Genomic DNA, 25,284 nt, shown 5'->3' with positions numbered 1-25,284 from the left:
TGACACCGGACATACTCCATCCGCAGCCGATGTAGGGGCGAGCTACGGCCGCGCACCGCATGATCCTGGACACAACGGCCCAGATCACGAACCGTTGCCTGCGTGTCGCGAGTTAGCCAGCAAGGTCCCCCGATGGTCCAAAGCGCCAGCGGCGCTGGCGGGCCGCCCGAGGCGATCATCACCGGGATCAGCACGAGGATGGTGTACAGGCCGAGCGTGAGCGGCAGGAACCGGGACGGCCGGGCCCAGACTCCCGCGCGGATGATGGCCACGCCGGCGGTGACCAGGCCGGCCCCGGTCAGGATCGGGGAGACACTGAACAGCACGTCGCCGAGGTCCGGTTGCTCGGCCAGATCACCTCGGCCGCGGCGATGATGAGCTGACCGACGATCGCGCTGGCCAAGCCCACCCGGGCGACGCGGCCGTGGCCACCGGCGTCTGAGAGTGCCAGGGCGCTGCGGCGGTCGTGGGGGTCCGGCACCCGCCGGAGGTACCCGGCACGCTCCAGGCGGTCGAAGGATCTCAGCCCGCGGCGGACGACAAAAGGCAATGGCAAGGAAGTCCCGCTCCTTGCATTTTCAGGTTATAGCGCACTGGGGGGCTTGCGGCAAGAGCCGGATCTTGCCGCATAATCGGCGGCCGGACACAGCACCGACGAGGAAATGGGGGGCACGACGTGGGTGTGTTGTCGATGTACGGGGGACGCGGCGACCTCGAACCGCTGATGAGATTGGCGGTGCAGTTGCGCGCGCTTGACGCGGAGGTGCGGAGGTGCGGGGGTGCGCGCCGCCCGACCGGGCGCAGCGGCCGGCCGACTCGTCAGAGGGAAGCCAACCAGACATGAGGACGTGCCCAACAAGAGGTTCGACACAGCTCGAGGCGCCGGTGATTCGATCGGCCAGTGCAGTGCAACGGAGCACGGCTGCCTCGGAGGTATCGCAATGATCGAGCAGTACGTGTTGGATCTTCAAGAAGTTGACCAGACGCAGGTCGCGGTCGTTGGCGGCAAGGCCGCGCACCTGGGCGGGCTGTCGCGGATCGAAGGCATCCGCGTGCCGGCTGGGTTTTGCGTGACGACGGCCGCCTTCCGGCGGATCATGGCGCAAGCGCCGCCGATCGACGATCGGCTCGATCAGCTGTCGCGCCTGAACCCGGATGACCGGGAGGCGATCCGCACGCTCAGCGCGGAGATCCGCCGGACCATCGAAGAGATTGCCATCCCGGGCGATCTGGCGGCGGCGATCACCCGCGCGCTCGCCCAGCTCGGCGAGCACGCCGCCTACGCCGTGCGATCCAGCGCGACGGCAGAGGACCTGCCGACGGCATCCTTCGCCGGCCAGCAGGACACGTACCTGAACGTCGTTGGTCCGGCGGCGATCCTCCAGCACGTCAGCCGGTGCTGGGCGTCGCTGTTCACCGAGCGGGCCGTGACCTACCGCCTGCGGAACGGCATCGACCACCGTACGGTCCACATGGCCGTGGTCGTGCAGCAGATGGTCTTCCCGGATGCGGCCGGCATCCTGTTCACGGCCGAGCCCGTCACGGGCAACCGGAAGGTCGCCACCGTGGACGCCAGCTTCGGCCTCGGCGAGGCCCTGGTTTCCGGCCTGGTGAACCCGGACGTCTACAAGGTGCGAGACGGCGAGGTCGTCACCAGGGCGGTCGCCGCCAAACAGCGTGCCGTTCACGCCCTGCCGGCGGGCGGGACGCAGGAAGTGGCGATCGACCCGCAGCGGCAGGAGCAGCCAGCGCTGACGGATGCGCAGGTCGTGCGGCTCGTGCAGCTCGGCCGGCGGATCGAAGCGCATTTCGGCCGCCCGCAGGACATCGAATGGTGCCTGGTCGACGATGACTTCCAGATCGTGCAGAGCCGGCCGATCACCACCCTGTTCCCCATCCCCGCGGCCCGCGACCGGGAGAACCACGTCTACGTCTCCGTTGGTCATCAGCAGATGATGACCGACCCCATGAAGCCACTGGGGCTCTCCGTGTGGCAGCTGACGGCCATGGCGCCGATGCACGAGGCCGGCGGGCGGCTGTTCGTCGACGCCACCCGGCCCCTGGCCTCGCCCGCGAGCCGCGCCGGCCTCCTGGAGATGGCGGGGAGGTCCGATCCGCTGACCAGGGACGCGCTGGAGACCGTCCTCGACCGCCACGACTTCGTCCCGACGCTCCCGGACGGCGGTCCCGGCGGGCCGCCGGTCGGCGGCGCGTCCGCCCCGATCGAGACCGATCCGGCCATCGTCACCGAGCTGATCGAGCGCAGCCAGGCGTCCATCGCCGCCCTGCGGCGCGACATCCGGACGAAGACCGGACCGGAGCTGTTCGACTTCCTGCTGGAGGCCTTCCAGGAGCACAAGCGAGTCCTCAGTGATCCATTGAGCATGCAGGCGATCATGGCGGGGATGGAGGCCACCTGGTGGCTCAACGACCAGCTGCGGGAATGGCTGGGCGAGAAGAACGCGGCCGACACCCTCACGCTGTCCGCCCCCGGCAACGTCACGTCGGAGATGGGACTGGCGCTGCTCGACGTCGCCGACGTGATCCGCCCGCACCCGGAGGTGGTGGCGTTCCTGCAGGGCGTCGAGGACGACGGCTTCCTGGACGAGCTGCCGAAGCGCGCGGGCGGGACCGAAGCGCGCCACGCCATCGAGGCCTACCTCGACCGGTACGGGATGCGCTGCGTCGGCGAGATCGACATCACGAGGCCGCGTTGGCGCGAACGCCCCACCACACTCGTGCCCGTGATCCTCGACAACGTCAGGAACTTCGAGCCGGGCGCCGCCAAGCGGCGCTTCGAGCAAGGACGGCAGAAGGCGCAGAAGAAGGCGCAGGAGGTGCTCGAACGCCTGCGGGCACTGCCGGACGGGGAGCAGAAGGCCGACGAGACCAAGCGGATGATCGACCGGGTCCGGACCTTCATCGGCTACCGGGAGTACCCGAAGTACGGCGTCGTCAGCCGCTACTTCGTCTACAAGCAGGCCTTGCTGGAAGAGGCCGAGCGCCTCGTGCAGGCCAACGTGCTCCCCGAGAAGGAGGACGTCTTCTACCTCACGTTCCAGGAGCTCCACGACGTCGTGCGCTCGGACCAGGTGGATGACAAGCTAATCCAGCAGCGCAAGGACGCGTTCCGGTCGTACCACGCGCTCACGCCGCCCCGGGTGCTCACATCTGACGGCGAGGCCATCGCCGGGGCGTACCGACGCGACGACGTGCCGACCGGCGCCCTGATCGGCCTACCGGTCTCCGCCGGGACCATCGAAGGGCGCGCCCGCGTCATCCTGGACATGGCCCAGGCTGATCTCGAACCGGGTGACATCCTCGTCACGGCCCACACGGACCCGAGCTGGACGCCTCTCTTCGTCGCCATCACAGGCCTGGTGACGGAGGTCGGAGGATTGATGACACACGGCGCAGTGATCGCACGGGAGTACGGCCTGCCGGCTGTCGTCAGTGTGGTAGATGCCACCCGGCTGATTCCCGATGGGCAGCGGATCCGCGTGCACGGAAGCGACGGGTACGTCGAGATTCTGCCTTGACTGACCACGCACCGAGAAGGCCCGTCTGCCTTGCCAAGCACATATTTTCCAAGCGGCACTGACCTGCTCGGCATCCGGATCTGCCGCGACCCGCGCGACGTGCGATGCACTGATCTGGCCGATGTTCTAGCAGCGCGAGCTGGCCACGCTGGGCGGAGACCGCTGGCCAGAGCAGTGGACGAGGTCGGCTACGTCCCCTTCGAGCACCAGGCCGCCAACCTGTTCTTCCAACTGGTCTCCAGCCGTTACGAGCGGGCCAGTCTGATCGTCACCAGCAACAAACCGTTCGGACGCTGGGGAGAGGTGTTCGGCGAGGGCAGCCATCAAAGACCACATCGACATCTTCACTACGCGGCCAAGCGGGGCCGCCGACGGGCCGGCCGTCAGACCACACGTCGGACCGCGATCTTGCAGGTACCCTGGATCATCCATAAGAAGGTTCGGGACTCTGGCTGATCGGGCGTAGGCTGATCGTCGGTGGTGCTGGGTTGAACTCGACTCCCGCGCTGATCGACATGTTCGTGTTGCTGGTCTGCATAGTTCTCCCTCGCGTCTCGTACACCTTCAAGCAAGATCGAAAGCGAGACAAGAAGGGCAGAGTGGTGCGTGATGAGCGTACGAAGGATCTTCGTGTCTCGATCGGTAGCCGGTCGGCGGCAGCCCTGATGACAGCGGTGTACGCGTCCCTACTGGGATGGTCCCGTGTCAGCGGGGAGGCGGCTTGAGCCCAGCAACGTCGCGCCGTACAGCGGTCCGTACCGTCATGGCGGATGGCCGGCACGGGCCCGTACGTATGAGGTCGACGGTTGCCGTTGCTGTATTTCGCTGCTGTACGCATCAAAAGAGGCCACTTCCCGATCATGGGAGGTGGCCTTTGAGCTGGGTGGAGCCTAGGGGATTCGAACCCCTGACTTCCTGCTTGCAAAGCAGGCGCTCTGCCAACTGAGCTAAGGCCCCTTGATGGAGGACAGCCTACCGGGATGACGTGGCCACTGCTGCCTTGGCGGGGTCGCTGTCGAGGACGAGGCTGGGGAAGTCGGCGATGGAGTCGATGATCTTGGTCGCGCCGCCTCGGAGGAGGCGTTCGCGGCTGTGGACTCCGGTCAGGACCCCGGCCACGATGGAGGCGCCCGCGCGGCTGCCGCAGAGCATGTCGCTCTCGGAGTCGCCCGCGACCGCGACCTCGCGGACGTCGCCGATGCGCAGTCGCAGGAGGGCGGTGAGCACCATGTCGGGCCAGGGGCGGCCGCGGCCGGCGTCCTCGGGGCAGAGGGCGAGGTCGACCTTGTCCATCCAGCCGACGACGCTCAGCACCCGGCCCAGGGTGTTCCGGCTGAAGCCGGTGATGATGCAGATCTTGATGCCGGCGGCGCGCAGCTTCTCGAGTGCCTCGACGGTGCCGGGGACAGGGAGGAGGCCGGCTCGGTCGATCGCGTCCTCGTAGGAACGCTCGAACGTGAGGTTCGCCGCCTGTGCCTGCGCCTCGTTGCCGGGGAAGATGCCCCGGAAGACCTCGATCTTGGGACATCCCCGGGACCGATGCACGTGCACCATGGCCCGCGCATATGCCCCGGTCCCGGGGACTATGCCCTGCGTGGCGATCGCCTCGGCGAACGCCCGCTCCACCATGGCTATGTCACCGATCGTGGTGCCGGCCAGATCGAGGCAGGCAAGCTTGATGGGTGAGGCGCTGGTCATGCCATCACCTCCGCCTTGATCCAAAACCATTTACGCACCCGCATCGGCTGCCGGGGTGGTCAGTTCTCGCTGCCGGTCGCCTCAGTCCACAGATCGAGCTCGGCGCGGTCAGCCTGCACCTTGCGCCAGACCAGTAGCCCCCCAAGGGCAACGAGCGCGAGAACGAGCAGCTTCTTCACGGTGTAACCCCACTTCTCAACGGTCTCATCAGCCGGGGATGAGACAACGCCGGGTTCCTAACAGATGCTTGCAGCCTAGCAAGGGATTAGCTTCCTCCCTCGGTCGCGGGAGAAGCGGTTGTCCACAATCTTCCGATACGGAGCCTTGTTCGTGGCATCCGTAACGAGCATCGGCCCTTTAGGTAAGAGCCGACCAAGGGTGTGATCAGGGGTTACTCCGTACAAGGCCAGGATGCCCCGCTCCAGGGCGGGCGTCCAGGAGCCGAGGCGATCGGCCGTTCAGAGGCCGGAGGGATCGGCCGTTCAGGAGTCGGACGGCGGGTCGTTCGGGAGCGGGAGTACTCGCCGCTCAGGGGCTGCTCGTTGATGTGGAAATGTCCCCGGCGGGCGGCGTGTCGCCGCGGTGGTCGGGCGCGGCCCACCGTGCCATCGGGCGGCACTTCGGCGAGGTAGGCCGAGAGGTCGGACGCGGCGTCCCTCGCGCGGTGCGGGACGGTGAGGGCGGCCGGTGGGGTCTCGGACCGTAGAGCGGGCACGCTGACACGTATTGTCAGCGCTATGCGCGCGAGCCGGCTGCTGTCCCTCCTTATGCTCCTCCAGACCCGTGGCCTGATGACCGCCCGCCAGCTCGCGGACGCGCTGGAGGTGTCCGTACGCACCATCTACCGTGATGTCGAGTCGCTGCACGCGGCGGGCGTGCCGCTGTACGGCGACGCGGGGCCGGCCGGGGGCTACCGGCTGCTGGACGGGTACCGCACGCGGCTGACCGGGCTGACCGCCGACGAGGCGGAGTCGCTGTTCCTCGCCGGGATGCCGGGGCCCGCGGCGGAGCTCGGCCTCCGGGGGGTGGTGACGGCGGCGCAGCTCAAGCTCCACGCGGCGCTTCCCGCGGAGTTGCGTGACCGGGCGGTGCGCGTCCAGGAACGCTTCCATCTGGACGCCCACGGCTGGTACTACGACGGCGACCAGACGCCACATCTCGCCACGATCGCCGACGCGGTGTGGAACGAGCGCCGCATCCAAATGTGCTACCGCCGCTGGAAGGAGCCGACGGACGTCACGCGGATCCTGGACCCGTACGCCATCGTCCTGAAGGGCGGGAAGTGGTACCTCGTGGCGGGCAGCGGCGAGCACATCCGCACGTACCGTGTTCACCAGGTCATCGACATGACGGTCCTGGACGAGAGGTTCGAGCGGCCCGCCGACTTCGACCTCGCCAAGTACTGGCGCTCGTACGTGATGGACTTCCGCAGCCGCCTCTACCAGGGAGAGGCGACCGTACGGCTGTCGCCGCCCGGCCGGACGCGTGTGCGCGAGATCATGAGTTCGGCCGTGGTCGAGGCCCTGGAGAGGACCGCGAGCGTCCCGGACGCGGACGGCTGGGTGCGCGCCGTGGTCCCGATCGAGTCGCTCGAGCACGCGCATACCGAGTTCATGAAGCTCGGCGGGATGGTCGAGGTGCTGGAGCCGTACGAGCTGCGCGAGCGCCTGGAGACCACGGCACGCGAGCTCGCCGGCCTTTACCTGTCCGCGAAGCTGAACCTGGTCCGCTGAGGCTCGTCCGCCGCCATCCCTCCGCCGACAACCTGTCCGCTGGGCTGTCGTTCCGCTGACCTTCGGACTGTTCCACCGGACGGCCTGACGAATGTCGGCCGGCGTGCCCGGCCGGCCGCGCCCGGCTTCCGTACCGGTACATGACCGAAAGGCCCGTGCCGGGCCTCCCTAAGCGATACGACACGGGCTCACACCGGCCGTGGACACTCTCCGTTGATGATCGTTACTGTGAGCGACGAAATGAGCGCTTCCCGCTCCGGTGGCACGCCCGCCGGGGACCACCCGAGGGCTCGCCCCGGGGTGGACGGGTATTACCCAAGGAGGACAGATGCAGGCCAAGTGGCTTACGACTCTCGCACTGACCGCGGTGATCAGCGGTGGGGGCGTGGCGGTGGTGGCGGCGCCGGCGTCCCACGCCGACACGACGCCTCCACGACCCATCACGACGGCGGACTTCGGCGGTTACCAGGTCTTCAAGCTGCCCAACGCCAATGTCCCCAACTTCACGCGCCGTACGGTCAGGTGCCCGAGCGGCAAGAGGGCGATCGGCGGCGGCGCCGAGGCGCAGGGTAACGACGCCATCCTGGTCGGCTCCTTTCCCACCGACGACGCGACCGGCTGGATCGGGCTCGGCCGCCAGAACGCCAACAGCACGGTGGGGATCAGCGTCTACGTGGTCTGCGCCAACGTGAGCTGATCACCGCCTGCGCTTCCGGCTCTGGCGGGGCCCACGCCCGGCCAGAGCCGTTGCCGGTTCTCACCGTGCGGGCCAGAGGCGAGCACCGCACACCCGGGCGTCAGGCCTGCTCGTAGTCGAGGATGTACGAGTGGGCGCCGTCCTCGTTGATGATCTGCCCTTCGCCGCGGATGCCGCGCAGTTCGCCGGTACCGGAGTCGGGGAGGATCGTCCAGCTCAACGACTGCTCGCCACCGGAGCCGGTGGCGGTGTGGTGCAGCACGAAGGTCCCCTTGCGCCCATGGAGGGCGCCGGTGAAGCGTTCGAATCCGACGTATGCCGCCGATCCCTCCACCTGCGCCATGGCGGTGATGAGCTCGGCGGTGCTGTTCCCCTCCAGGTCGCCCTTGAAGGTCTTGGTGACGTGTACCCGGGACAGCGTCGCCCCCTCGCGCTCGTCGAGGGTCTCGGGCTCCCAGCCGTCGATATCGAAGGTGCCGTTCGCACGTGGCACAGTGACCTCCTTGCGGGTTCGTGAGACCTTCACTGTGCTCCGCGTACCTGACACCTGCCGTCAGGTATGGCATCTCTCTCACCATCCAGGCACGGACCGCTGGATTCGCGATCCTCGGCTCGCTTCTGTCGAGTGGCTTCACCCGCGAGACGCCGACCGACGTGCCGAGCAGGCGAAGCACTCGATCGCCGGCGCACTGGCCGTCGCCCACGGCGACACCGGCCTGATCCAGGCCGGTGCGCCGCCCCGGACACCGACCGGCATGATGCCCGCCGATACCATGCGATCGCGGCGTATCCCGCCAACCTGCGCGCATCGAGCGGCGCGCTCGACCGGTGACCTCAACACCCCTGGAGAGGTAAATGGCCCTGTTCGACTTCCCCCTGGACCGGCTGCGTGAGTACCGCCCGGAGCGCGACGAACCCGCTGACTTCGATGCCTTCTGGAAGCAGACCATCGAGGAGGCCGCCGGCCACGACCTGGCTCCGGACTTCGCCGACTACGACGCGCCGATGACCGGCGTGCGCGTGTACGACACCACGTTCGCCGGGTGGGGCGGCGATCCGATCAGGGCGTGGATGCTGGTTCCGGAGGGCGCCACCGAGGTGCCTTGTGTGGTGCAGTACATCGGTTACAGCGGCGGGCGGGGGCTTCCCATCGACCACGCGATCTGGCCGGCCGCCGGTTTCGCGACGCTGGTCGTCGACACGCGCGGGCAGGGCGGCTCGAACATCTCGAGCCCCGGGAGCACCGGGGACCCGCACGGCGGTGACCACCCGCAGGCGCCCGGCATGATGACCAAGGGGATCCTCGACCCCGAGCAGTACTACTACCGGCGGGTCTTCACCGACGCCGTGCGCGCGGTGGACGTCGCCGCCGCCCACCCGGCCGTGGACGCCGACAGGATCGCGGTCGCGGGAGGCAGCCAGGGAGGCGGCATCGCCCAGGCCACCGCGGCCCTGCAGCCGAAGGTCAAGGCCGCGCTGATCGACGTGCCGTTCCTGACGCACTTCCGGCGAGCCGTCGAGATCACCGATCGGGACCCCTACCAGGAGATCGTGCGGTTTCTCGCGTCCATCCGCGACAGCGAGGAGCAGGTCTTCCGCACCTTGTCGTACTTCGACGGGATGAACTTCGCCGCCCGCGGCCGGGTGCCGGCCCTTTACTCGGTGGCGCTGATGGATCTGGTCTGCCCGCCGTCCACGGTCTTCGCGGCCTACAACCACTGGGCCGGGCCCAAGGAGATCACGGTGTGGCCGTGGAACGGCCATGAGGGCGGCGGCAGCCGGCAGCGCGACACGCAGCTCCGCCACCTGCGGCGGCTGTTCTCCGTGGCCTGACGGGTTCTCCTGACGCGACAGGACCTCACCCGACGAGGACGAACCGGACGTCAGGGAACAGTGCGAGAGGGCCGGCCGTACTCGCGGGCGATCTGCCGTGCTCCGGCGAGCAGCGGCTCGACCAGCCGAGGTAGCTCGCGTGCCCGGTGGGAGGAGACGACGACCCCGACGGCGGCGATCGGCCTGCCGTCGACGACGATCGGCGCGGCGGCCGAGCACGACCCCAGCGTCATCTCCTCGTGGGTGAACGCGTATCCCTGGGCGCGTACGGCCGCCAGCTCGCGGGCGAGCCGTCCCGGCTCGGTGATGGTGTGCGGGGTCGGCCTCTCCAGCTTCCTCCCGAGGTAGGAGGTGATGAACCACTCGGCCTCGTACGCGAGCAGCACCTTGCCGACGCCGGTCGGATGCATGGGCAGGCGCCCCCCGATGCGGGACACGATGGGCACGGCGCGGCGCCCGTACACCTTGTGCAGGTAGAGCACCTCCATCCCGTCGCGGACGGCCAGGTGGACGTTCTCCCCCGTGGTGACGAACAGTTCCTGCACCCAGGGATGGGCGACTTCGAGCAGGCGGCGCGGTGCGAGCTCGCCGAGCTCCCAGAGCCGGCGGCCGATGTGGAGGCGGCCCTCGCCGTCGCGGCCGAGCATCTGCGAAGCCTCCAGTTCGCGGACGAGCCGGTGGGCGGTGGCGAGCGCCACGCCGCTGCGGCGGGAGATGTCGGTCAGGGTCAGCTGGGGGTGGTCGGCGTCGAAGGCGTCCAGGATGGCGAGGACCCGGGAGGTGACCGAACGCCCCGGCTCGCGGGATCCTCCTGCCACGCACCCTCCCTGGTTGTCCACAAGCTGTGGGTATTCTGGCACTTCTTCCACTGAGTGAAAGCACAGACTCGTGCGGTGTCCCCTGCCGCAGGATGCTTTGGTGCTATGCGTACTCAGGTCGGGATCATCGGTGCCGGGCCCGCGGGCCTTCTGCTGTCCCATCTCCTCCAGTTGCGAGGCATCGAGTCGGTGGTGCTCGAGCGCCGCAGCCGGGACCACGCGGAGAAGCGGGTACGGGCGGGGGTGCTGGAACAGGGAACGGTCGACACTCTCATCGCCGCAGGCGTGGGCGACAGGCTGCGGCGCGAGGGGCTTCCCCACCAGGGGATCGAGCTGAGATACGGCGGGGCGGGGCATCGCATCGCCTTCGAGAAGCTCGTCCCCGGACGGGCCATCACCGTCTACGGCCAGCAGGAGGTCGTCAAGGACCTGATCGCGGCGCGCCTCGCCGGCGGAGGAGACCTCAGGTTCGAGGTGGACGACGTGGCCCTCCACGCCATCGACACCGACCGGCCGTACGTCACCTTCGGCGGCGAGCGGCTCGACTGCGACTTCATCGCCGGGTGTGACGGCTTCCACGGCGTGTCGCGGCCGTCGATCCCGGAGGGGGTGCTGACGGAGTACGAGCGCGAGTATCCCTTCGCGTGGCTCGGCATCCTCGCCAGGGTGAAGCCGTCGGCCGAGGAACTGATCTACGCGCGTACGAGCCGGGGGTTCGCCCTGCACAGCATGCGCTCCTCCGAGATCAGCCGGTTCTACCTGCAGGTCGCGCCGGACGAGGACATCGCCGCATGGCCCGACGACCGCATCTGGGCGGAGCTGAGGGCACGCCTGGAGACCGTCCCCGGGTTCGTCCTGGCCACCGGGGAGATCCTCGAGAAGGGCGTCACGCCCATGCGGAGCTTCGTGGCCGAGCCCATGCAGTACGGCCGGCTGTTCCTCGCCGGGGACGCCGCGCACATCGTGCCGCCGACGGGGGCGAAGGGCCTCAACCTGGCGGTGGCCGACGTACGGCTGCTGACCGAGGCCCTCGCGCACTGGTACGGGACCGGCTCCGGCGAGCTGCTGGACGGGTACTCGAAGGCGTGCCTGAAGAGGGTGTGGCGGGCGCAGCACTTCTCGTGGTGGATGACGACGCTGCTGCACACCTTCGACTCCGACGACGCCTACGGTCACCGGCTGCAGCTGTCCTACCTGGACTACGTGACCTCCTCGGAGGCGGCGGCGGCCACGCTGGCGGAGAACTACGTCGGGCTGCCCTACGGATCGCTGGAGTAGCCGCCCGCCCCCCCGTCGCCGTGATCCCCACCCCTGTGCATAACCTGAAATATCAGGGAACGGGGGATCGACATGCCTGATCCGGCCGAAGCGAGCGTGTACTTCATAGGGAACGCCACCACGCTGATCCGCTGTCACGGCTTCACACTGCTGACCGACCCGAACTTTCTGCACCGCGGCCAACGCGCCTATCTCGGCTGGGGCCTCAGCACACGCCGTCGCACCGATCCGGCGATCGAGGTCGGCGGGCTTCCGGCCATCGACGCCATCGTGCTGTCCCACATGCACGGCGACCACTGGGACCGCGTGGCGAAACACGCACTGGACAAGCGGCTGCCGATCTTCACCACACCGCACGCCGCCGAGCGACTCAGGCGCCAGGGCTTCGGGAACGCGATGAGCCTGGAGACCTGGCAGGACCGCACGATGCTCCGCGACGGCCACAACCTCAAGATCACCGCGCTCCCGGCCCGTCACGCGCCGGGGGCTGCACAGAGGTTCCTGCCTCCCGTCATGGGGAGCATGCTGGAGTTCGGCCGCGACGACGGCACGGTCGACCTGCGCCTGCACATCAGCGGGGACACGCTGCTGGACGACCGCCTCGCGGCGATCCCCCGGCGCTTCCCCGACATCGACCTCGCGATCGTCCACCTGGGCGGCACCAAGCTGCTCAGAACGCTGCTCGTCACCATGGACGGGATGCAGGGCGCACACTGGGTCGAACTGATCGGCGCCGACCACACCCTGCCGGTCCACTATGACGACTACGAGGCGTTCACCTCGGGGCTCGACGACTTCCGCCACCACATCAACCGCCTCGGCCTGGCGGACCGGGTCCACTCCATCGCCCGCGGCGAGACCTACCACGTCCTCGGCCGGAGAGCCGGCCAGCAGCGCCGCTGAACGGCTGAACCAACCGGACAGCTGAACCAACCGGACGGCTGGATGGCTGGATGGCTGGATGGCTGGATGGCTGAGCCTCGCCCAGCCCGTCGTACGCCGTCTGCCTATGGTGGGGTATGGGGGAGATCCTGGTCGGCACGGCCTCGTGGACGGACAAGACACTGCTGGCGTCCGGCTGGTATCCGCCGGACGTCACGTCGGCCGAGGAGCGGCTGCGGTTCTACGCGAGCCGGTTCCCTCTGGTGGAGGTCGACGCGACGTACTACGCGCCGCCCACCGAGGAGACGGCGCGGCTGTGGACGGAGCGCACCCCGCCTGGCTTCGTCTTCGACGTCAAGGCGTTCTCGCTGCTCACCGGCCACCCCACCCGGCCGGCGGCCCTGCCGAAGGACCTGCGGCCCAGCACGGACACGGGTAAGAAGAATCTGTACCTGCAGGACCTGGACCCCGCCGTCGTGGAGCAGGTCTGGGAGCGGTTCGTGTCCGCGCTGCTCCCGATGCGGGACGCGGACAAGATCGGGGCGGTGCTCTTCCAGTTCCCGCGATGGTTTCCGATCAGCAGGCGCAACAAGCAGTACATCCTGGAGTGCAAGCGCCGCTGCGAGCCGCTGCGCATCTCGGTGGAGTTCCGCAACCGGACCTGGATGACCGAGGAGAACCAGGCGGAGACCCTGGACTTCCTCCGCTCGTACGCCATCCCGTACGTCTGCCTGGACATGCCGCAGGGCTACCCGTGCTCGATACCGCCGGTCGTCGCGGCCACGTCCGACCTGGAGATCGTGCGGTTCCACGGCCGCAGCGACAAGTGGACCAGCCACGATATCCACGAGCGATTCGGCTACCTCTACTCCGCCGAGGAGCTGAAGGACTGGGTGCCGAAGCTGTGCGAGCTCGCCGGCGAGACGTCCAGCACGCACGTCCTGATGAACAACTGCTACCGGGACTACGCCCAGACCAACGCGCGGCAGCTCGCGGGCCTGCTGCGGACCATGCCGGCCTGCCCGGTCCGGCCACCACCCGTGGCCGCCGAGTGACGGCGGCCGCATCCATCCCTCCGTCGACGACGGACCTCGGCCGCGTGAGGACGGACCCCGGCGGCCGCGGGGGACGGCGCGGCCGCCGGGGTCCGGGCTGCCGGCGCTACTTCCTGCGGACGGAGAGCAGAGCCTTGTAGGCGGGCTTGGGTGCGAGGTTCTCGTCCATGACGCAGGCGGAGCCTTCACCGTCGAACCAGCCGGGGACCCACGAGTGGCGGTCGGTGTAGCCCCAGACGGTGAACTCGACGCAGTGCCCGTTGTCGACGCAGGTGGACAGCATCCGCTGGTAGTAGTCGGCCTGGGTGGCGAGCTTCTCCGGCGTCACCGGCAGCACCATGCGCACGTCGGCCTCGGTGATCGCCGCCTCCAGGCCGAGATCGGTGAACTGGCGCATGACGTTGGGGAAGTCGCCCGGATAGTCGTACTGGATGCCCAGGTGTCCCTGGAAGCCGATGCCGTTGATCGGCACACGCTTCGCCTTGAGGTCCTTGATGATGTTGAGCGTGGTATTGATCTTGGCAGTGTTCCACTCCAGGTTGTAGTCGTTGAGGTAGAGCTTGGCGTGCGGGTCGGCCTGGTGGGCCCAGCGGAAGGCGTCGGCGATGTAGTCGGGGCCGAGGTTGGTGAGCCAGATGCTCTGGCGCCGGTTGCCGTCGTCGTCCACGATCTCGTTGACCACGTCCCAGGCGCGGATCTTGCCGCGGTACCGGCCGACCTCGGTCATGATGTGCTCGCGCAGGATCTTGCGCAGCGCCTTGGCGTCGATGCTGCCGTCGGCGACGCCCGCGGTGAGCCAGGCGGGGAGCTGGTTGTGCCAGACGAGGGTGTGCCCGCGTACGTTCTGCCGGTTGCGCTGCGCGTTCTTGACCACCGCGTCGGCGCCGTCCCAGGTGTACACGCCGCGCTGGGGCTCGACCGACTCCCACTTCATCGCGTTCTCGGCGGTGACGTGGGTGAATTCCCGGTTGAGCACCTTGCGGTAGTCGGCCTCGCCGGCGAGGGCGGTGACGTCGACGGCGGAGCCCATGTACACCTTGAGCTTTTGCGACAGTTCGCGCAGGTCGTCCGGGGTCTTGCCTCCGGCGTACGCCGGTAGAGGCAGGGCCACCGCTAGCGCGGTGGCGACCAGTCCCAGCAGGAGACGTTTCATGGATGCCTCACTCGTGGTCTTCGATGACGATCTTGTAGTCCCCCGAATGACGGTCGCGACAGAAGTCGCCGAAACTTTCAGACGATCGCCGAATGTTTCGTGTCATGAAACGTAGATGTAACGAGGGCCTGCGTCAACGGTCTGAAGGTCGTCAACGCTCCGAACGGCCGGTTCCGCGCCGTCTCCAGACGACCGATCAGCGGACGGCGGTCACTGGACGGCGGTCACTGGACGGCCGGGCCCGAGGCGGTGTGGCCGGGGAAGCCTTGGCGGGCCAGCCAGGCAAGGGAGTGGTCCGCGACCTCGCGCCATCCGCACGAGGGAGGTCGCCAGGACCCTGTCGGCTGAGCCCGCCCTCAGCGCGTCGCTTCCCGGGGCAACCCCAGCGCGCGGCGTAGGAAGTCCAGCTGGTGCAGCAGGAGGTTCTCCGCCACCGCCTCCTCGGAGGGCAGATGGGTCACCCGGGGCAGCGGCAGCACCTCGTGCGGCCGGCCCGCCGCCAGGAGCGCGGCCGAGAACCGCAGCGTGTGCGCCGCCACCACGTTGTCGTCGGCCAGCCCGTGCACGAGCAGCAGCGGCCGGGTCAGCGACGCGGCCTCCAGGATCGGCGAGCAGCGATCGTAGGCCTCCGGATGCTCGTCCGGGTGGCCGAGGTGGCGCTCGCGCCAGTGCGTGTCGTACAGGCGCTGGTCGGTGACCGGAGCACCCGCCACGGCGGCGTGGAAGACGTCAGGACGGCGCAGCACAGCGAGAGCGGCGAGGAACCCGCCGAAGGACCAGCCCCGGACGGCCACCCGGGTGAGGTCGAGCGAAGGGTTGCGCGCGGCGGCCTCCTGAAGCCCCTCCACCTGGTCCTCCAGCGCCGGCCCCGCGAAGTCGAGATGGATCGACCGCTCCCAGGACGGCCCCCGTCCCGGGGTCCCCCTGCCGTCCACGGCCAGCACCGCGAAGCCCTGCTCGGCGAACCACTGCGAGACGTACGTCCACCATGCCTGCTCGGCGGTCACCTTGCGCATCGCCGGCCCGGCGTAGGGGTCCATCAGCACCGGCAGCGGACCGTCTCCGGGACGGTGCCAGGAGGGGAGGAACAGAGCGCCGCGCAGCGCGCGGGGGCCGAGGGAGAGCATCTCCACCCGGAGCTCCAGCACCGGCTGCTCCGCGTGCGAGGCGATCACCACAGGCCCGCGCCCCTCACCGCCGGCGAGGCCCCCACCGCTCCCGCCCCCGGCGAGGCCCCCACCGCTCCCGCCGCCATCGCGCCGGATGGTGGTGCGGGTGCCGGGACGGTCCAGGGTGTGGGAGACCAGGACGGTGGTGCCGGCCCGCCGCGTACCGCTGTGCACGCCCGGCTCCTCGCTCAGCCGCCGCAGACCCGACGCGGGATCGTAGGCCCACAGGTGCATCTCCGTCGGTTCCTCGGACGCGGCGAACAGCACCGTCTCGCCGTCCACCGCGAGGACGGCGTCCAGCTGCAGGCCGGGCGGGGTGACGGGCCGCCCTGCGGCCAGCAGCCGCCGCGTGTCGTCCTGGTCGGCGCTGGTCAGCAGGACGCCCGCCGCGGTGCGTGCCGGCAGTCCGGGAACCAGCTCCACCCAGGCGTCGTCCTGCTGCTCCGCCAGCACCTCGGTGGCGCCGGTGGCGGCGTCGATGCCGAGGACGTGGACGTGCCGCTGGTCGCGGCTCTGCACGGCGGCGTAGGGCCCGAAGCCGTCCCAGCCGGCGCCGGTCAGGTACTCGAACGCCTTGGTGTCCCAGTCCACCGGGGTGAGCGCGCCGTCCTGCGCGCCGTCCACATCGGCGATCCACAGGGTCACCTCGGCGTTGGCGGAGCCGGCGGCGGGGTAGGCGACGCTCACCGGCGGCTGGGCCGGGTCAGACGGATCGGCGAAGTACCAGCGCTGGACGGGAGCGGTGTCCACCCTGGCCACCAGCACGCGGCGCCCGTCCGGCGCCCACCAGTGACCGCGGTGGCGCCCCATCGACTCGGCGGCCACATGCTCGGGCAGCCCGAAGCCCACCTCGGGACCGTCCGGCGCGGTCACCACCCGGTCGCGGTCGCCATCGGCCTCGATGACACGCAGGGCGCCGCCGCTGACGTAGGCGATCCGCCGTCCCGCCGGGTCCGGGCGGGGGTCGATCACCGGCTCTGCCGCGGGCAGCCGGTGTACCAGGCCGTCCGACGGGCGGACCGTCCACAGCTGACCGGAGAGCGCGAAGGCCAGCACCTCGCAAGCTCCGTCGGCGGCGTAGTCCACGATGCCGGAGGACAGCTCGCGGGCGCGCTCGCGCCGCGTCCGCTCCTCCGCGGACAGCTCCTCGGCCGCGCCGGCCAGAAGGTCCAGCGGGTCCACCAGGAGTCGTTCCTCCCCGGTCGCGCGATCCAGTGCCCACAGGCAGGAGACGGGGTCGTCCCCGGCCCGGGTTCGCAGGAAGAAGACCGTGCCGCCGTCCGGTGACACGGTGATCCGGCCGGGAGCGCCGAGCGTGAAGCGCCGGGTACGGGCGAGCTGGCGGGGCAGTGAGGACATGGTCATGCTTCTTTCTTCGTCTCGGACGCGCGGGAAGCGCCCTGGGAGCTGATCTGGTCGGACGACCGGACACCGGGAAACAGAAAGGCCGCTATCCGAACGGATAGCGGCCTTTCGTGTCAGCTTTACTCGTAGTCGGAATTATCCCACATCCTTCGCATCGAGAGGGAGCATCGATCTTGCCGCAGACCGGTGGAGACCGGCCGGAACGCGGCCACCGCCCGGCCGCCGCCTGCCTCCGCTCCGGCCGCCGCCACGACACGGCGGACGATGGTCACTGGCTGCCGTTTTCGTATGCACCTATCCCGCTATGTGGTTATAGGTAGTCTTCGCTGTCCTGCCCCGACGATCATGGGTTCTCCGGGCGGCGGCGTTGCTGACCGCGCTGGGTCCCGACCTCTACTCCAGGGTCGAATCGCTCCTGCGCGGCCACCACAGCGGCCGGAGCTACGCGTGGATGTCCTGGGGCTCATGTGCGGGAAACCGGATCAACGACCTGATCGAATATCCGGAACGCGTGGTCGTCGACCTCCCTCTCTTCTGGTACGGCGGCGCACCGCTGATCGTCTTGGGCCTCGCAGGCCGGTACCTGAGCCTCCGGAGCGGGCGCGACAGGCTCGGCGGGATCATCGCTCGCTCCGCCGCCGCGGCGCTGCTTCTCCTCCACCTCCCTGAACTCCTCCTGGTCTCACTCGACTCGGCGCTCGGCCCGGAATGCATGGACTCGTGGGGGCCGCCGGACCTGGTCAACTGGAGCGTAGGCATGGACCTCTACCTCCTGGCAACCCCGCTCCTGGTGCTGTTCGCCGCACGCTCCCCCCGGCGGGCGTTCGTCCGGCGAGGCCCCCGCGCCCGTACGGCGTTCGCCGTCCTGACGGTCACGGCGACCCTCCTGCTCGCGGCGGAGTCCGCCCCTCCGAGCAGGGTGAGCGGCGAACGGGAACTCGACTGCGCCGGATTCGGTCACGGCACGGTCAGGGGCCTGAGCAAGGGGGAGAAGGACTTCCTGTGCGAGGTCTGCGGCTACTCCTTCGACAACTACGACGAAGGGGGTGTCGAGGGGGGGAACAAGGCTCCTGACGGGGAGGTACTGGCCCAGGGACACCACCTGTGCGGCCTGGCCGCGCAGCACGCGGGCGACGTCAACGCACCAGTCGTACGCGAGGCGCCGCAGGCGTCCTTGGCCAGGGCGCTGGCAAGCCTGTGCCCCGAGGTGGCCCGGGCGCAGGAGATCGAGGCCGAGCGGAGGCAAGAGGAAGAGGACGCGTACCTCGCCAAGAAGGAGCAGGCCTGCGCGGCACATCCGGCACACCGGCCGAAGATCAGGCCGGTGCGGCAGAAACGGGCCACCATGTGGACCGAGTTCTGGACGATCCAAGGATGGGACGAAGGATACGAGGGAACCACCCCCGACCTGGTGGAGGAGCTGGTCGGAAGCGAGCGGGGGGCTCTTGAGATCTGGGCGGCCGACGAGATCGGGCACGCCTGCGTGACCGTCGAGTCCTACACCAGGCGCCCGCCGCTAGAGACCAAGAGCTGGGAGGAGGTGGTCGAAGTCGGCTACGAGAGCCCGAGCGGTTCGCTGACCCTCTTCGACGGCCAGGGAAAACCGCTATCTGGTCTCACCTCTGCCGGCCCGGGGTCCTACCGGGTCCGGGTCCACCTGCGAGGCCGCGAGCTCGTCCGCCAGAACCCCGACGCCCCGGACGGCACCGTACAACTACTGATCATGGTATTTCCCGGCAAGGAGAAGACGCCGACCGTCTACAGATGAGTCCGCGACTTCAGCGTCGGCCGCGGAAGGTGCGACGCAGGTCGGCGACCCAGCCGTCGGGGATCTCCCAGGGGATGAAGTGGCCGCCGTCGCGGTGCACGGTGAGGTTGACGTGGTTGTACCAGTCCGCGCGTTCGGAGTCGAGGAAGTCCTGGACGCGCTGGTCGCAGCCGACGCACTTCACCGCAACAACAGCCGGTCCACGAACAAGGAGCGAAACCATGAGATTCGACGACCATCGCGTTGTCATCACTGCTGCCGGCCGCGACTTCGGGCGAACTCTGGCCATCCGGCTCGCAGACCTCGGCGCGGAGGTCTTCCTGTCCGCACGCAGCCTCGCTGCCGCTGAGCGTGTCCGCGATGAGATCCGCGACCGAGGCCATCGGCAGGTCCACGCCTATGCCTGCAACCTGACGGATCCCGCCTCAATCCGCGACTTCGCGTCCGGCGTCACCCAGCACACCGACCGCGTCGACATCCTGATCAACAACGGCTCGCGCTACCTCGAAGGGCCGGACCTCCAGTCAGCCTCCGACGCCGATGTCGTCGACACCATCGCATCCGGCGCAACGGGCACGGTCCTGACCGTGAAGAACTTCCTCCCTCTCCTGCTCAACTCGGACAAGCCGGATGTGGTGACGATGGTCTCTGCCTGCGGAACGGCCGGACATCACCGCTCGGACGCGCACGACGCCTTCTATGCAGCCAAGAGCGCCCAAGCCGGGTTCACCGAGATTCTCTCCAAGCGCCTGCGGCCCCAGGGAGTCCGGGTGATATCGCTCTACCCGCCCGACTTCGACAACACCGACCCCCTCTCTGAGGAGTGGAAGTCCACGCCACGGGAGGCCAAGGACGCCCTCACCGCACAGTCGCTCGTGGAGTGCATCCTCTTCGCAGTCACCCAGCCCCGTGACTGCTTCATCAAGGCATTCCACTTCGAACAGGTCTGAGCGCTCGCATACTCAAGCAAGGCTGACGTCGGCTCCCGGGTCGCACACCGGAGGCTCCGGACCAGAGGCATTCGGACAGTTCCAATACCCGACGTCACCATTACACGGCGCCGAGGAGAGCCAGGAAGCGATTCGCAAGGTCAACGATCTCTGTGAGCAGCCGTCGCCGGCCACGCCCGGCGGTCACTCCTGTGCTGAGCGGGAGCAATGCTCAATACCTGTGGATCACTCCTGGCGGAAGGGAGGCGTACCTTCCCGATGGATCGATCGATAGGTCATCGAGCAAGGCCGACGTTGCCGCGTCGGCCGGGAAGGCACGCCCGTGCTTACGGTAGTCAACCAGGACGACACCACGCCAAGCGGCAGTTCGCTGCTGGATGAGATTGTCCGGGACGGCGCACGGCGGATGCTGGCCGCCGCGCTGGAGGCCGAAGTCAACGCACACATAGCCGAGTTGGCCGATGAGCGCGACGACAAGGGGCGCCGCCTGGTGGTCCGCAACGGCTATCACCAGCCCCGGCAGGTCACCACCGCGGCCGGCGCGGTCGAGGTGAAGGCGCCGCGGGTGAACGACAAGCGCGTCGACGAGGCCACCGGCGAGCGCAAGCGGTTCTCGTCCGCGATCCTGCCGCCGTGGTGCCGCAAGTCGCCGAAGATCAGCGAGGTGCTGCCGCTGCTCTACCTGCACGGCCTGTCCTCCGGCGACTTCGTGCCAGCTCTGGAGCAATTCCTCGGCTCCTCCGCCGGGCTCTCCCCGGCGACGGTCACCCGGCTGACCCAGCAGTGGCAGGCCGACCACGCCGCCTTCATGGACCGCGACCTGTCTGACGTCGACTACGTGTACGTGTGGGCCGACGGCATCCACCTCAACGTCCGCCTGGAGGAGGCCAAAGCCTGCGTCCTCGTGCTCATCGGGGTCCGCGCCGACGGCTCCAAGGAGCTGGTCGCGCTAAAGGACGGCTACCGCGAATCCGGTGAGTCGTGGGCTGATCTGATGCGCGACTGCGCCCGCCGGGGCATGCGCGCCCCGGTGCTCGCGGTCGGGGACGGCGCCCTGGGCTTCTGGAAGGCCCTGGCCGAGGTGTTCCCCGAAACCCGCGAGCAGAGGTGCTGGGTTCACAAGACAGCCAATGTCCTCGACTCCATGCCGAAGTCCGCGCAGCCGGGCGCGAAGAAGGCCATCCAGGACATCTACAACGCCGAGGACCGCGACCACGCGGCACAGGCGATCAAAACCTTCGCCAAGCTCTACGGCGCGAAGTTCCCCAAGGCCGTCAAGAAGATCACCGACGACCAGGACCAACTGCTGGCGTTCTACGACTTCCCGGCCGAGCACTGGATCCACCTGCGGACCACGAACCCCATCGAATCGACCTTTTCCACCGTCCGGCTGCGGACCAAGGTCACCCGCGGTGCCGGCTCCCGCACCGCTGCCCTGGCCATGGTCTTCAAACTCGTCGAGTCCGCCCAACAGCGGTGGCGCGCGGTGAACGCACCCCACCTCGTCGCCCTCGTCCGCACCGGAGCCCGCTTCGAGGCCGGCCGCCTTGTCGAACGCCCCGAGACCCTCGCGGCCTGATCAAAGCCGCGAGGACCGGGCTGGCCGCCAGACGCGGGACTACTCCACGCGGGACTGCTGCCCAGTGCGGGCGCGCAAGGCTTGTGCGAACCACGTGAACACCGGCGCCAGGCTGGGCGGGACGGGCCATCCGTTGATCACGGCCAGCAGGTGCCAGTAGCGTTCCGCGCGGGGGTCGCCGGCGATCTCCAGGCGGGTCAGCAGCCATTGGCGCAAGTCGGCGTCGTCGGCGCGGCTGAAGGTCTGCGCGTAGCGGGCGGTGAGGGCGTCGATGATCGGTGCGGCCTCGGCCGAGGCCGCACCGATGCCGGCATCGAGCGCGCGGCCGACGCTGTCCCGAACGGTCTCGGTGAGATCGTGGTGCAAGCCGGTGCGGTCGCCTCGGGCGCGCTCGGCCGCCTGGTACTCCGCCATGCGGCGCACGGCGGCGCGGAAGTCGGGATCCTGGGTGAGCTCGGCGAGTTCCACCCAGGCGTCGACCTGCTCGGGTTCGGGGTCGTCCGGCAGTTCGGGCATGGCCGAGCGCATCATGTCGACGAAGTCGGCGTTGGCGTCGAGCCCACCGAACGTGTCGTCGATGAAGTCGGTGATCAGGCGTCGGCGTTCGTCGTCGGAAAGCTTGGCGAGCTTGTGCATGAGGTCCATCTCCTCGGGGCTGGAGCCGCGTTTGGCCACCGCGCGCAGCACAGCGCGCCGCAGTCGCAGAGTGCGGATCTGCACCTCCAGGGCATCGGCGTGCGCGGCCGCGACCTCGGGCACCGAGACCTCCCGGTCCAGCACCTGCCGGATGACGGCAAGGTCGAGGCCCAGGTCACGCAGGGTGCGCACCAGATCCAGACGTGTGAGCGCGCCGATGTCGTAGAGCCGGTAGCCAGCCGGGCTGCGGTCTGTCGGCGGCACGATCCCGGTGTCGGAGTAGAACCGGATGGTCTTGACCGTCAGCCCGGTCCGCCGGGCCAGGTCACCGATCGTGAAGAGCGTGTCGCCGTCCATGCCCGCACTCTCGCGCCTCCCCCTACGGGAGACTCAACCCCAGTCTCCCCGCTGGGTTGCCAATCCACGGGTCTTGACAATTACTCGCTGAGCGGGTGCCTCCACCAGTGAGACCGGGGCCTCCTCCTGGCCGAAGGTGATCACCATGTACCTGCCGTTGGCGTAGCTGACCACAGGCCGCTGGAGCATCTCGCCCACCCTGCGGGCGACCGCCTGGAAGAGCTCGACCATCTCCTGCGTGTCGGCGCTGACCCTGAACCGTCCGTTGGCGGCGAGCTGCTGGGCGACGAAGGGGGCGAAGTTCGCCTCGCTCCGGGCCTTCTCCTCCGCGCTGAGAGGGGTGTGCCGGGGCGCGGGCTGCGTGCCGAAAGGGTGGGTCATCGCTGAGCTCCTAATGATCGCCGGCCTCCCAGCATGCCATCCGCCCCTCCCGCGCTGGAACCACGACCGAGCAGCCGGTGACCAAGCGGGAGTTGCTGAGTGAGACGAACCAGAAGACTAAGGCAGCCTTCTACCTCGCTTCGGTGCTGGGCCATCCACGTTGACTCCTCAAACCAACGATTGAAGTCCTCAGCGCTCCGAACCCTCAGAGAGGGCTACCGGCTGCCTGAGAAGGGTGCTGCCGCCCGGTGACGTTCAGGCAGGTGACCGTGGTCGACCAGCTGCGGGGTCATGACTGCTCCTCCAAAGGGATCAATAGGTGGGTGACGAGCTGTTCGGGTGCCGTAGTGGCGGGATCGGACACGTACACCTCGCGGAGCGGACCGTGGATTTGGCGGCGCTGCTCGGCGCACCAGCCCAGCAGGGCGTGGCTGGTGAGCGAGATCTGGTCGTAGGGGCCGACGTGGGTGGCGCAGGCGAAGTCACCGCCTGGGAGTACGTCCGGCTCGGCCCCTGGCACCGGCTCGCTGGTGACCAGGGCGACCGCGATCGGAGTCGGCTCGGTCAGGTCGACCGGGAACAGCCCGATCAGCTGCCTGTCGCGGAGGCCGGACGCCCCGGACATCAACCGGGCGATGGCCGCCGACGTGGCCCGGCCGATATCCTCGGGGCCCACCGCGCTGTCTTTGACCACCGCGACTCGGCGCGCCGGTTCGGTGACGAGACGAATCTGCGCCGACGGGAGTCCCTCGGCCATCACCCGTTCCAGTGCCCGCAGCGTGCGGCGCCGCCTGGCCAGCTCCGTCTCCAGGTCATCACGCACCCCGTCCAGGGCGCCCGTCGTGCCCGACAGCACTTGACCGATGACCGCGAGCGGCACGTCCAGGGAGCGCAACAACCCGATCGATAGAGCTTGGCGGGCCTGCGCCGACCGGTAGTAGCGGTAGCCGGTCTGCTCGTCCACGTAGGCGGGCACCAGCAGCCCCAGTTCGTCGTAGCGGCGCAGCTGCTTGACGCTGAGGCGGCTGATCCGGGCGAACTGCCCGATCGGCAGTAGATCTCCGTCCATGCCCTCTAGCTTGGGGTCTGCCCCGAGGGGAGAGTCCAACTCCGGGATCGTCTTCCACGATCGGAGCGGACCTTCGATCCCCCCGCCCCCGGGCAATTCGCGAGGTCAACGATCTTTATGAGTAGCCGTTGCAGTGGTGGCTGCAGTAAAACGCCCCACACGGATAATCCATGCGGGGCCTTCGAGTTGGGTGGGGCTACCAGGACTTGAACCTGGGACCTCTTCCTGGCAACCAGGGTGGAGCCGGGATCATGGACGATACCCTTTCCTACCTGCGCATACGATCCCCAATCGTCCGTAGGCGTCTGCCGGTGTCCGGGACGATCGTCACCCAGTTGGTCACCCACTCACGGTGATCATCAACGTAGACGACGAGCTGAGATCGTAAGCGCGAAAAAGCAGGTCTACTAGCTGCTTATGACCTTACCGCCGATGTGTTTCGCCACGGCCTCGCCGAACCGCGGGTCGTCGTCGGCGATCAGCAGCCAGTTACGCCCGCGGACCCGGTAACCACCGGAGAGATCCTGCGTAAGAGAACGCGGCAACTTGTACCCCGGATCGACGGTGTAGAACATCACATGTGCGGTACCGGTGTTGCATCGTGCGGTATGAAACTCGTTCACGGTGGAGTGGACCACCTCCTCGCAGTTGATTCTCAGGTCGTTAACCACAATCAGGATGTCCCGAGGCGAAGCGAAGGTCCCGCCATCCGCGCGCCGCGTGAACTTCCTGGCCTTTCCACTGGGGGAGTGTGGAAACCATAACTTCGTGGAGTCTGGCACGCTGTGCCTGGTGATAGCGGCGAGAGGGCGGCGTTCACCCGACGACTCGCCTCGGCCGTACACCCCCACCCCTACGGCAACAGCACCCGCACCGAGGGCAAAGACGAACAAAACGATGAAAACTTCCCTTGCCCTCATGACCTGTCTCCCGCTTCACACTGGACCAGCTGCCCGGCGGAAATACTATGAACCCTCAGTTCTCTGTGACCAAGGAAATCAGCCTATGTACGGGCTCGGGCCGCTTTCTGCGTAGTGACGTAGCCGTAGCCGTTGTGTGTGATGCATGTCCAGATCATCCAGCTCATCGGGCGCCACCCACCGAACCTCCGTGGACTCATCGCTGATCGCCAATGCTCCTCCTACGATGCGGGCCGTGAGGCAGATGTTGAACTGCCGGCGAACCTCCCCGTCGGTGTAGGCGATGATGTGGCGAGCGTCGGTGTAGAGGCCGACCATGCCGGTGATCTCGATGTCGTAGCCGGTCTCCTCTTTGACCTCGCGGATCGCTGCCTGCGGTACGGACTCGGTGAGGTCCATGCCTT

The 25,284-nt window shown here is 68.5% G+C and carries 25 protein-coding genes and 1 tRNA gene; 11 read left to right on the top strand and 15 right to left on the bottom strand.

Features of this window, described 5'->3' with window-relative positions:
• Both MYF83_RS40670 and MYF83_RS40665 read right to left on the bottom strand, forming a co-directional pair.
• The coding region (locus MYF83_RS40670) for a hypothetical protein (RefSeq protein ID WP_248966160.1) at positions 1–326 on the bottom strand (326 nt) is incomplete at its 3' end.
• Positions 299–556: a hypothetical protein gene (locus MYF83_RS40665; protein WP_248966159.1), complete on the bottom strand. Its 258-nt coding sequence runs from the start codon at positions 554–556 to the stop codon at positions 299–301. The genes MYF83_RS40665 and MYF83_RS40670, both read right to left, overlap by 28 nt.
• 385 nt (positions 557–941) lie before the next feature.
• On the opposite strand from MYF83_RS40665, the gene rph reads away from it, so the two are divergent.
• Complete coding sequence (gene rph, locus MYF83_RS40660) at positions 942–3,539, top strand: rifamycin-inactivating phosphotransferase (protein ID WP_248966158.1); 2,598 nt, start codon at positions 942–944, stop codon at positions 3,537–3,539.
• 174 nt (positions 3,540–3,713) lie between these two features.
• Complete coding sequence (locus tag MYF83_RS43490) at positions 3,714–3,995, top strand: ATP-binding protein (protein WP_308201578.1); 282 nt, start codon at positions 3,714–3,716, stop codon at positions 3,993–3,995.
• Positions 3,996–4,423: 428 nt separating this feature from the next.
• On the opposite strand, the gene MYF83_RS40650 is transcribed toward MYF83_RS43490, so the two are convergent.
• The 3 genes from MYF83_RS40650 to MYF83_RS40640 all read right to left on the bottom strand — a co-directional run bounded on the left by MYF83_RS40650 (position 4,424) and on the right by MYF83_RS40640 (position 5,416).
• A tRNA-Ala gene (locus tag MYF83_RS40650) sits at positions 4,424–4,496 on the bottom strand.
• Positions 4,497–4,511: 15 nt separating this feature from the next.
• Positions 4,512–5,237, bottom strand: coding sequence for an HAD family hydrolase (locus MYF83_RS40645; protein WP_248966157.1), 726 nt, complete (start codon positions 5,235–5,237; stop codon positions 4,512–4,514).
• A 59-nt stretch (positions 5,238–5,296) separates the two neighbouring features.
• Complete coding sequence (locus MYF83_RS40640) at positions 5,297–5,416, bottom strand: DLW-39 family protein (RefSeq protein ID WP_211264163.1); 120 nt, start codon at positions 5,414–5,416, stop codon at positions 5,297–5,299.
• Between the two features lie 558 nt (positions 5,417–5,974).
• Between MYF83_RS40640 and MYF83_RS40635 the strand changes: the two genes are divergently transcribed.
• The gene (locus MYF83_RS40635) at positions 5,975–6,970 is read left to right on the top strand and encodes a helix-turn-helix transcriptional regulator (protein ID WP_248966156.1); all 996 of its coding nucleotides are present in this window, start codon (positions 5,975–5,977) and stop codon (positions 6,968–6,970) included.
• A 328-nt stretch (positions 6,971–7,298) separates the two neighbouring features.
• On the top strand, positions 7,299–7,667 hold the full coding sequence (locus tag MYF83_RS40630) for a hypothetical protein (RefSeq protein WP_248966155.1): 369 nt from the start codon (positions 7,299–7,301) through the stop codon (positions 7,665–7,667).
• Between the two features lie 100 nt (positions 7,668–7,767).
• On the opposite strand, the gene MYF83_RS40625 is transcribed toward MYF83_RS40630, so the two are convergent.
• Positions 7,768–8,160, bottom strand: a complete 393-nt coding sequence (locus tag MYF83_RS40625; RefSeq protein ID WP_248966154.1) for a DUF3224 domain-containing protein — start codon at positions 8,158–8,160, stop codon at positions 7,768–7,770.
• A gap of 362 nt (positions 8,161–8,522) precedes the next feature.
• Here MYF83_RS40625 and MYF83_RS40620 point away from each other — a divergent pair, with 362 nt between their 5' ends.
• Positions 8,523–9,500 (top strand): acetylxylan esterase, encoded by a 978-nt coding sequence (locus MYF83_RS40620; RefSeq protein WP_248966153.1) that lies wholly within the window; start codon positions 8,523–8,525, stop codon positions 9,498–9,500.
• Between the two features lie 50 nt (positions 9,501–9,550).
• On the opposite strand, the gene MYF83_RS40615 is transcribed toward MYF83_RS40620, so the two are convergent.
• Positions 9,551–10,318, bottom strand: coding sequence for an IclR family transcriptional regulator (locus MYF83_RS40615; RefSeq protein WP_248966152.1), 768 nt, complete (start codon positions 10,316–10,318; stop codon positions 9,551–9,553).
• A gap of 105 nt (positions 10,319–10,423) precedes the next feature.
• Here MYF83_RS40615 and pobA point away from each other — a divergent pair, with 105 nt between their 5' ends.
• The 3 genes from pobA to MYF83_RS40600 all read left to right on the top strand — a co-directional run bounded on the left by pobA (position 10,424) and on the right by MYF83_RS40600 (position 13,533).
• Entirely contained in the window at positions 10,424–11,596 is a 1,173-nt protein-coding gene (gene pobA, locus MYF83_RS40610; RefSeq protein WP_248966151.1) for a 4-hydroxybenzoate 3-monooxygenase, read from the top strand.
• 72 nt (positions 11,597–11,668) lie between these two features.
• A complete protein-coding gene (locus tag MYF83_RS40605) occupies positions 11,669–12,499 on the top strand; it encodes an MBL fold metallo-hydrolase (RefSeq protein WP_248966150.1) in 831 nt (276 codons plus the stop codon).
• 116 nt (positions 12,500–12,615) lie between these two features.
• A complete protein-coding gene (locus MYF83_RS40600; protein WP_248966149.1) occupies positions 12,616–13,533 on the top strand; it encodes a DUF72 domain-containing protein in 918 nt (305 codons plus the stop codon).
• A gap of 106 nt (positions 13,534–13,639) precedes the next feature.
• Here MYF83_RS40600 and MYF83_RS40595 read toward each other — a convergent pair whose 3' ends face one another.
• Together MYF83_RS40595 and MYF83_RS40590 are read right to left on the bottom strand one after the other, a co-directional pair.
• On the bottom strand, positions 13,640–14,686 hold the full coding sequence (locus MYF83_RS40595) for an endo-1,4-beta-xylanase (protein WP_248966148.1): 1,047 nt from the start codon (positions 14,684–14,686) through the stop codon (positions 13,640–13,642).
• 356 nt (positions 14,687–15,042) lie between these two features.
• Positions 15,043–17,220: a S9 family peptidase gene (locus MYF83_RS40590; protein ID WP_248966147.1), complete on the bottom strand. Its 2,178-nt coding sequence runs from the start codon at positions 17,218–17,220 to the stop codon at positions 15,043–15,045.
• Positions 17,221–17,587: 367 nt separating this feature from the next.
• Between MYF83_RS40590 and MYF83_RS40585 the strand changes: the two genes are divergently transcribed.
• Positions 17,588–18,988, top strand: a complete 1,401-nt coding sequence (locus MYF83_RS40585; RefSeq protein WP_248966146.1) for a hypothetical protein — start codon at positions 17,588–17,590, stop codon at positions 18,986–18,988.
• A gap of 10 nt (positions 18,989–18,998) precedes the next feature.
• Here the strand turns inward: MYF83_RS40585 and MYF83_RS40580 are convergent, their stop codons facing one another.
• Entirely contained in the window at positions 18,999–19,172 is a 174-nt protein-coding gene (locus tag MYF83_RS40580) for a hypothetical protein (RefSeq protein ID WP_248966145.1), read from the bottom strand.
• Positions 19,173–19,209: 37 nt separating this feature from the next.
• Between MYF83_RS40580 and MYF83_RS40575 the strand changes: the two genes are divergently transcribed.
• Both MYF83_RS40575 and MYF83_RS40570 read left to right on the top strand, forming a co-directional pair.
• The gene (locus MYF83_RS40575; RefSeq protein ID WP_248966144.1) at positions 19,210–19,938 is read left to right on the top strand and encodes an SDR family oxidoreductase; all 729 of its coding nucleotides are present in this window, start codon (positions 19,210–19,212) and stop codon (positions 19,936–19,938) included.
• Between the two features lie 322 nt (positions 19,939–20,260).
• Complete coding sequence (locus MYF83_RS40570) at positions 20,261–21,517, top strand: IS256 family transposase (protein ID WP_248966143.1); 1,257 nt, start codon at positions 20,261–20,263, stop codon at positions 21,515–21,517.
• Between the two features lie 39 nt (positions 21,518–21,556).
• Here MYF83_RS40570 and MYF83_RS40565 read toward each other — a convergent pair whose 3' ends face one another.
• From MYF83_RS40565 to MYF83_RS40545, 5 genes are all read right to left on the bottom strand, one after another.
• On the bottom strand, positions 21,557–22,510 hold the full coding sequence (locus MYF83_RS40565; protein WP_248966142.1) for a MerR family transcriptional regulator: 954 nt from the start codon (positions 22,508–22,510) through the stop codon (positions 21,557–21,559).
• A 33-nt stretch (positions 22,511–22,543) separates the two neighbouring features.
• A complete protein-coding gene (locus MYF83_RS40560) occupies positions 22,544–22,891 on the bottom strand; it encodes a hypothetical protein (protein WP_248966141.1) in 348 nt (115 codons plus the stop codon).
• 289 nt (positions 22,892–23,180) lie between these two features.
• Positions 23,181–23,960: a MerR family transcriptional regulator gene (locus MYF83_RS40555; protein ID WP_248966140.1), complete on the bottom strand. Its 780-nt coding sequence runs from the start codon at positions 23,958–23,960 to the stop codon at positions 23,181–23,183.
• 407 nt (positions 23,961–24,367) lie between these two features.
• The gene (locus tag MYF83_RS40550; RefSeq protein WP_248966139.1) at positions 24,368–24,880 is read right to left on the bottom strand and encodes a hypothetical protein; all 513 of its coding nucleotides are present in this window, start codon (positions 24,878–24,880) and stop codon (positions 24,368–24,370) included.
• 78 nt (positions 24,881–24,958) lie between these two features.
• Positions 24,959–25,284: NUDIX hydrolase (locus MYF83_RS40545; RefSeq protein WP_248966138.1), on the bottom strand; the 326-nt coding region annotated here is incomplete at its 5' end.

The organism is Sphaerisporangium perillae, from assembly GCF_023276435.1.
Lineage (GTDB): Bacteria > Actinomycetota > Actinomycetes > Streptosporangiales > Streptosporangiaceae > Sphaerisporangium > Sphaerisporangium perillae.
This window is presented reverse-complemented; position numbering and strand designations above follow the sequence as displayed.

Coding starts and splice junctions, on each gene's coding strand:
- MYF83_RS40550 (WP_248966139.1), bottom strand. CDS start 24,880: ATGAGGGCAAGGGAAGTTTTCATCGTTTTGTTCGTCTTTGCCCTCGGT.
- MYF83_RS40590 (WP_248966147.1), bottom strand. CDS start 17,220: ATGACCATGTCCTCACTGCCCCGCCAGCTCGCCCGTACCCGGCGCTTC.
- MYF83_RS40555 (WP_248966140.1), bottom strand. CDS start 23,960: ATGGACGGAGATCTACTGCCGATCGGGCAGTTCGCCCGGATCAGCCGC.
- MYF83_RS40600 (WP_248966149.1), top strand. CDS start 12,616: ATGGGGGAGATCCTGGTCGGCACGGCCTCGTGGACGGACAAGACACTG.
- MYF83_RS40620 (WP_248966153.1), top strand. CDS start 8,523: ATGGCCCTGTTCGACTTCCCCCTGGACCGGCTGCGTGAGTACCGCCCG.
- rph (WP_248966158.1), top strand. CDS start 942: ATGATCGAGCAGTACGTGTTGGATCTTCAAGAAGTTGACCAGACGCAG.
- MYF83_RS40605 (WP_248966150.1), top strand. CDS start 11,669: ATGCCTGATCCGGCCGAAGCGAGCGTGTACTTCATAGGGAACGCCACC.
- MYF83_RS40595 (WP_248966148.1), bottom strand. CDS start 14,686: ATGAAACGTCTCCTGCTGGGACTGGTCGCCACCGCGCTAGCGGTGGCC.
- MYF83_RS40645 (WP_248966157.1), bottom strand. CDS start 5,237: ATGACCAGCGCCTCACCCATCAAGCTTGCCTGCCTCGATCTGGCCGGC.
- MYF83_RS40565 (WP_248966142.1), bottom strand. CDS start 22,510: ATGGACGGCGACACGCTCTTCACGATCGGTGACCTGGCCCGGCGGACC.
- MYF83_RS40560 (WP_248966141.1), bottom strand. CDS start 22,891: ATGACCCACCCTTTCGGCACGCAGCCCGCGCCCCGGCACACCCCTCTC.
- MYF83_RS40575 (WP_248966144.1), top strand. CDS start 19,210: ATGAGATTCGACGACCATCGCGTTGTCATCACTGCTGCCGGCCGCGAC.
- MYF83_RS40630 (WP_248966155.1), top strand. CDS start 7,299: ATGCAGGCCAAGTGGCTTACGACTCTCGCACTGACCGCGGTGATCAGC.
- MYF83_RS40635 (WP_248966156.1), top strand. CDS start 5,975: ATGCGCGCGAGCCGGCTGCTGTCCCTCCTTATGCTCCTCCAGACCCGT.
- pobA (WP_248966151.1), top strand. CDS start 10,424: ATGCGTACTCAGGTCGGGATCATCGGTGCCGGGCCCGCGGGCCTTCTG.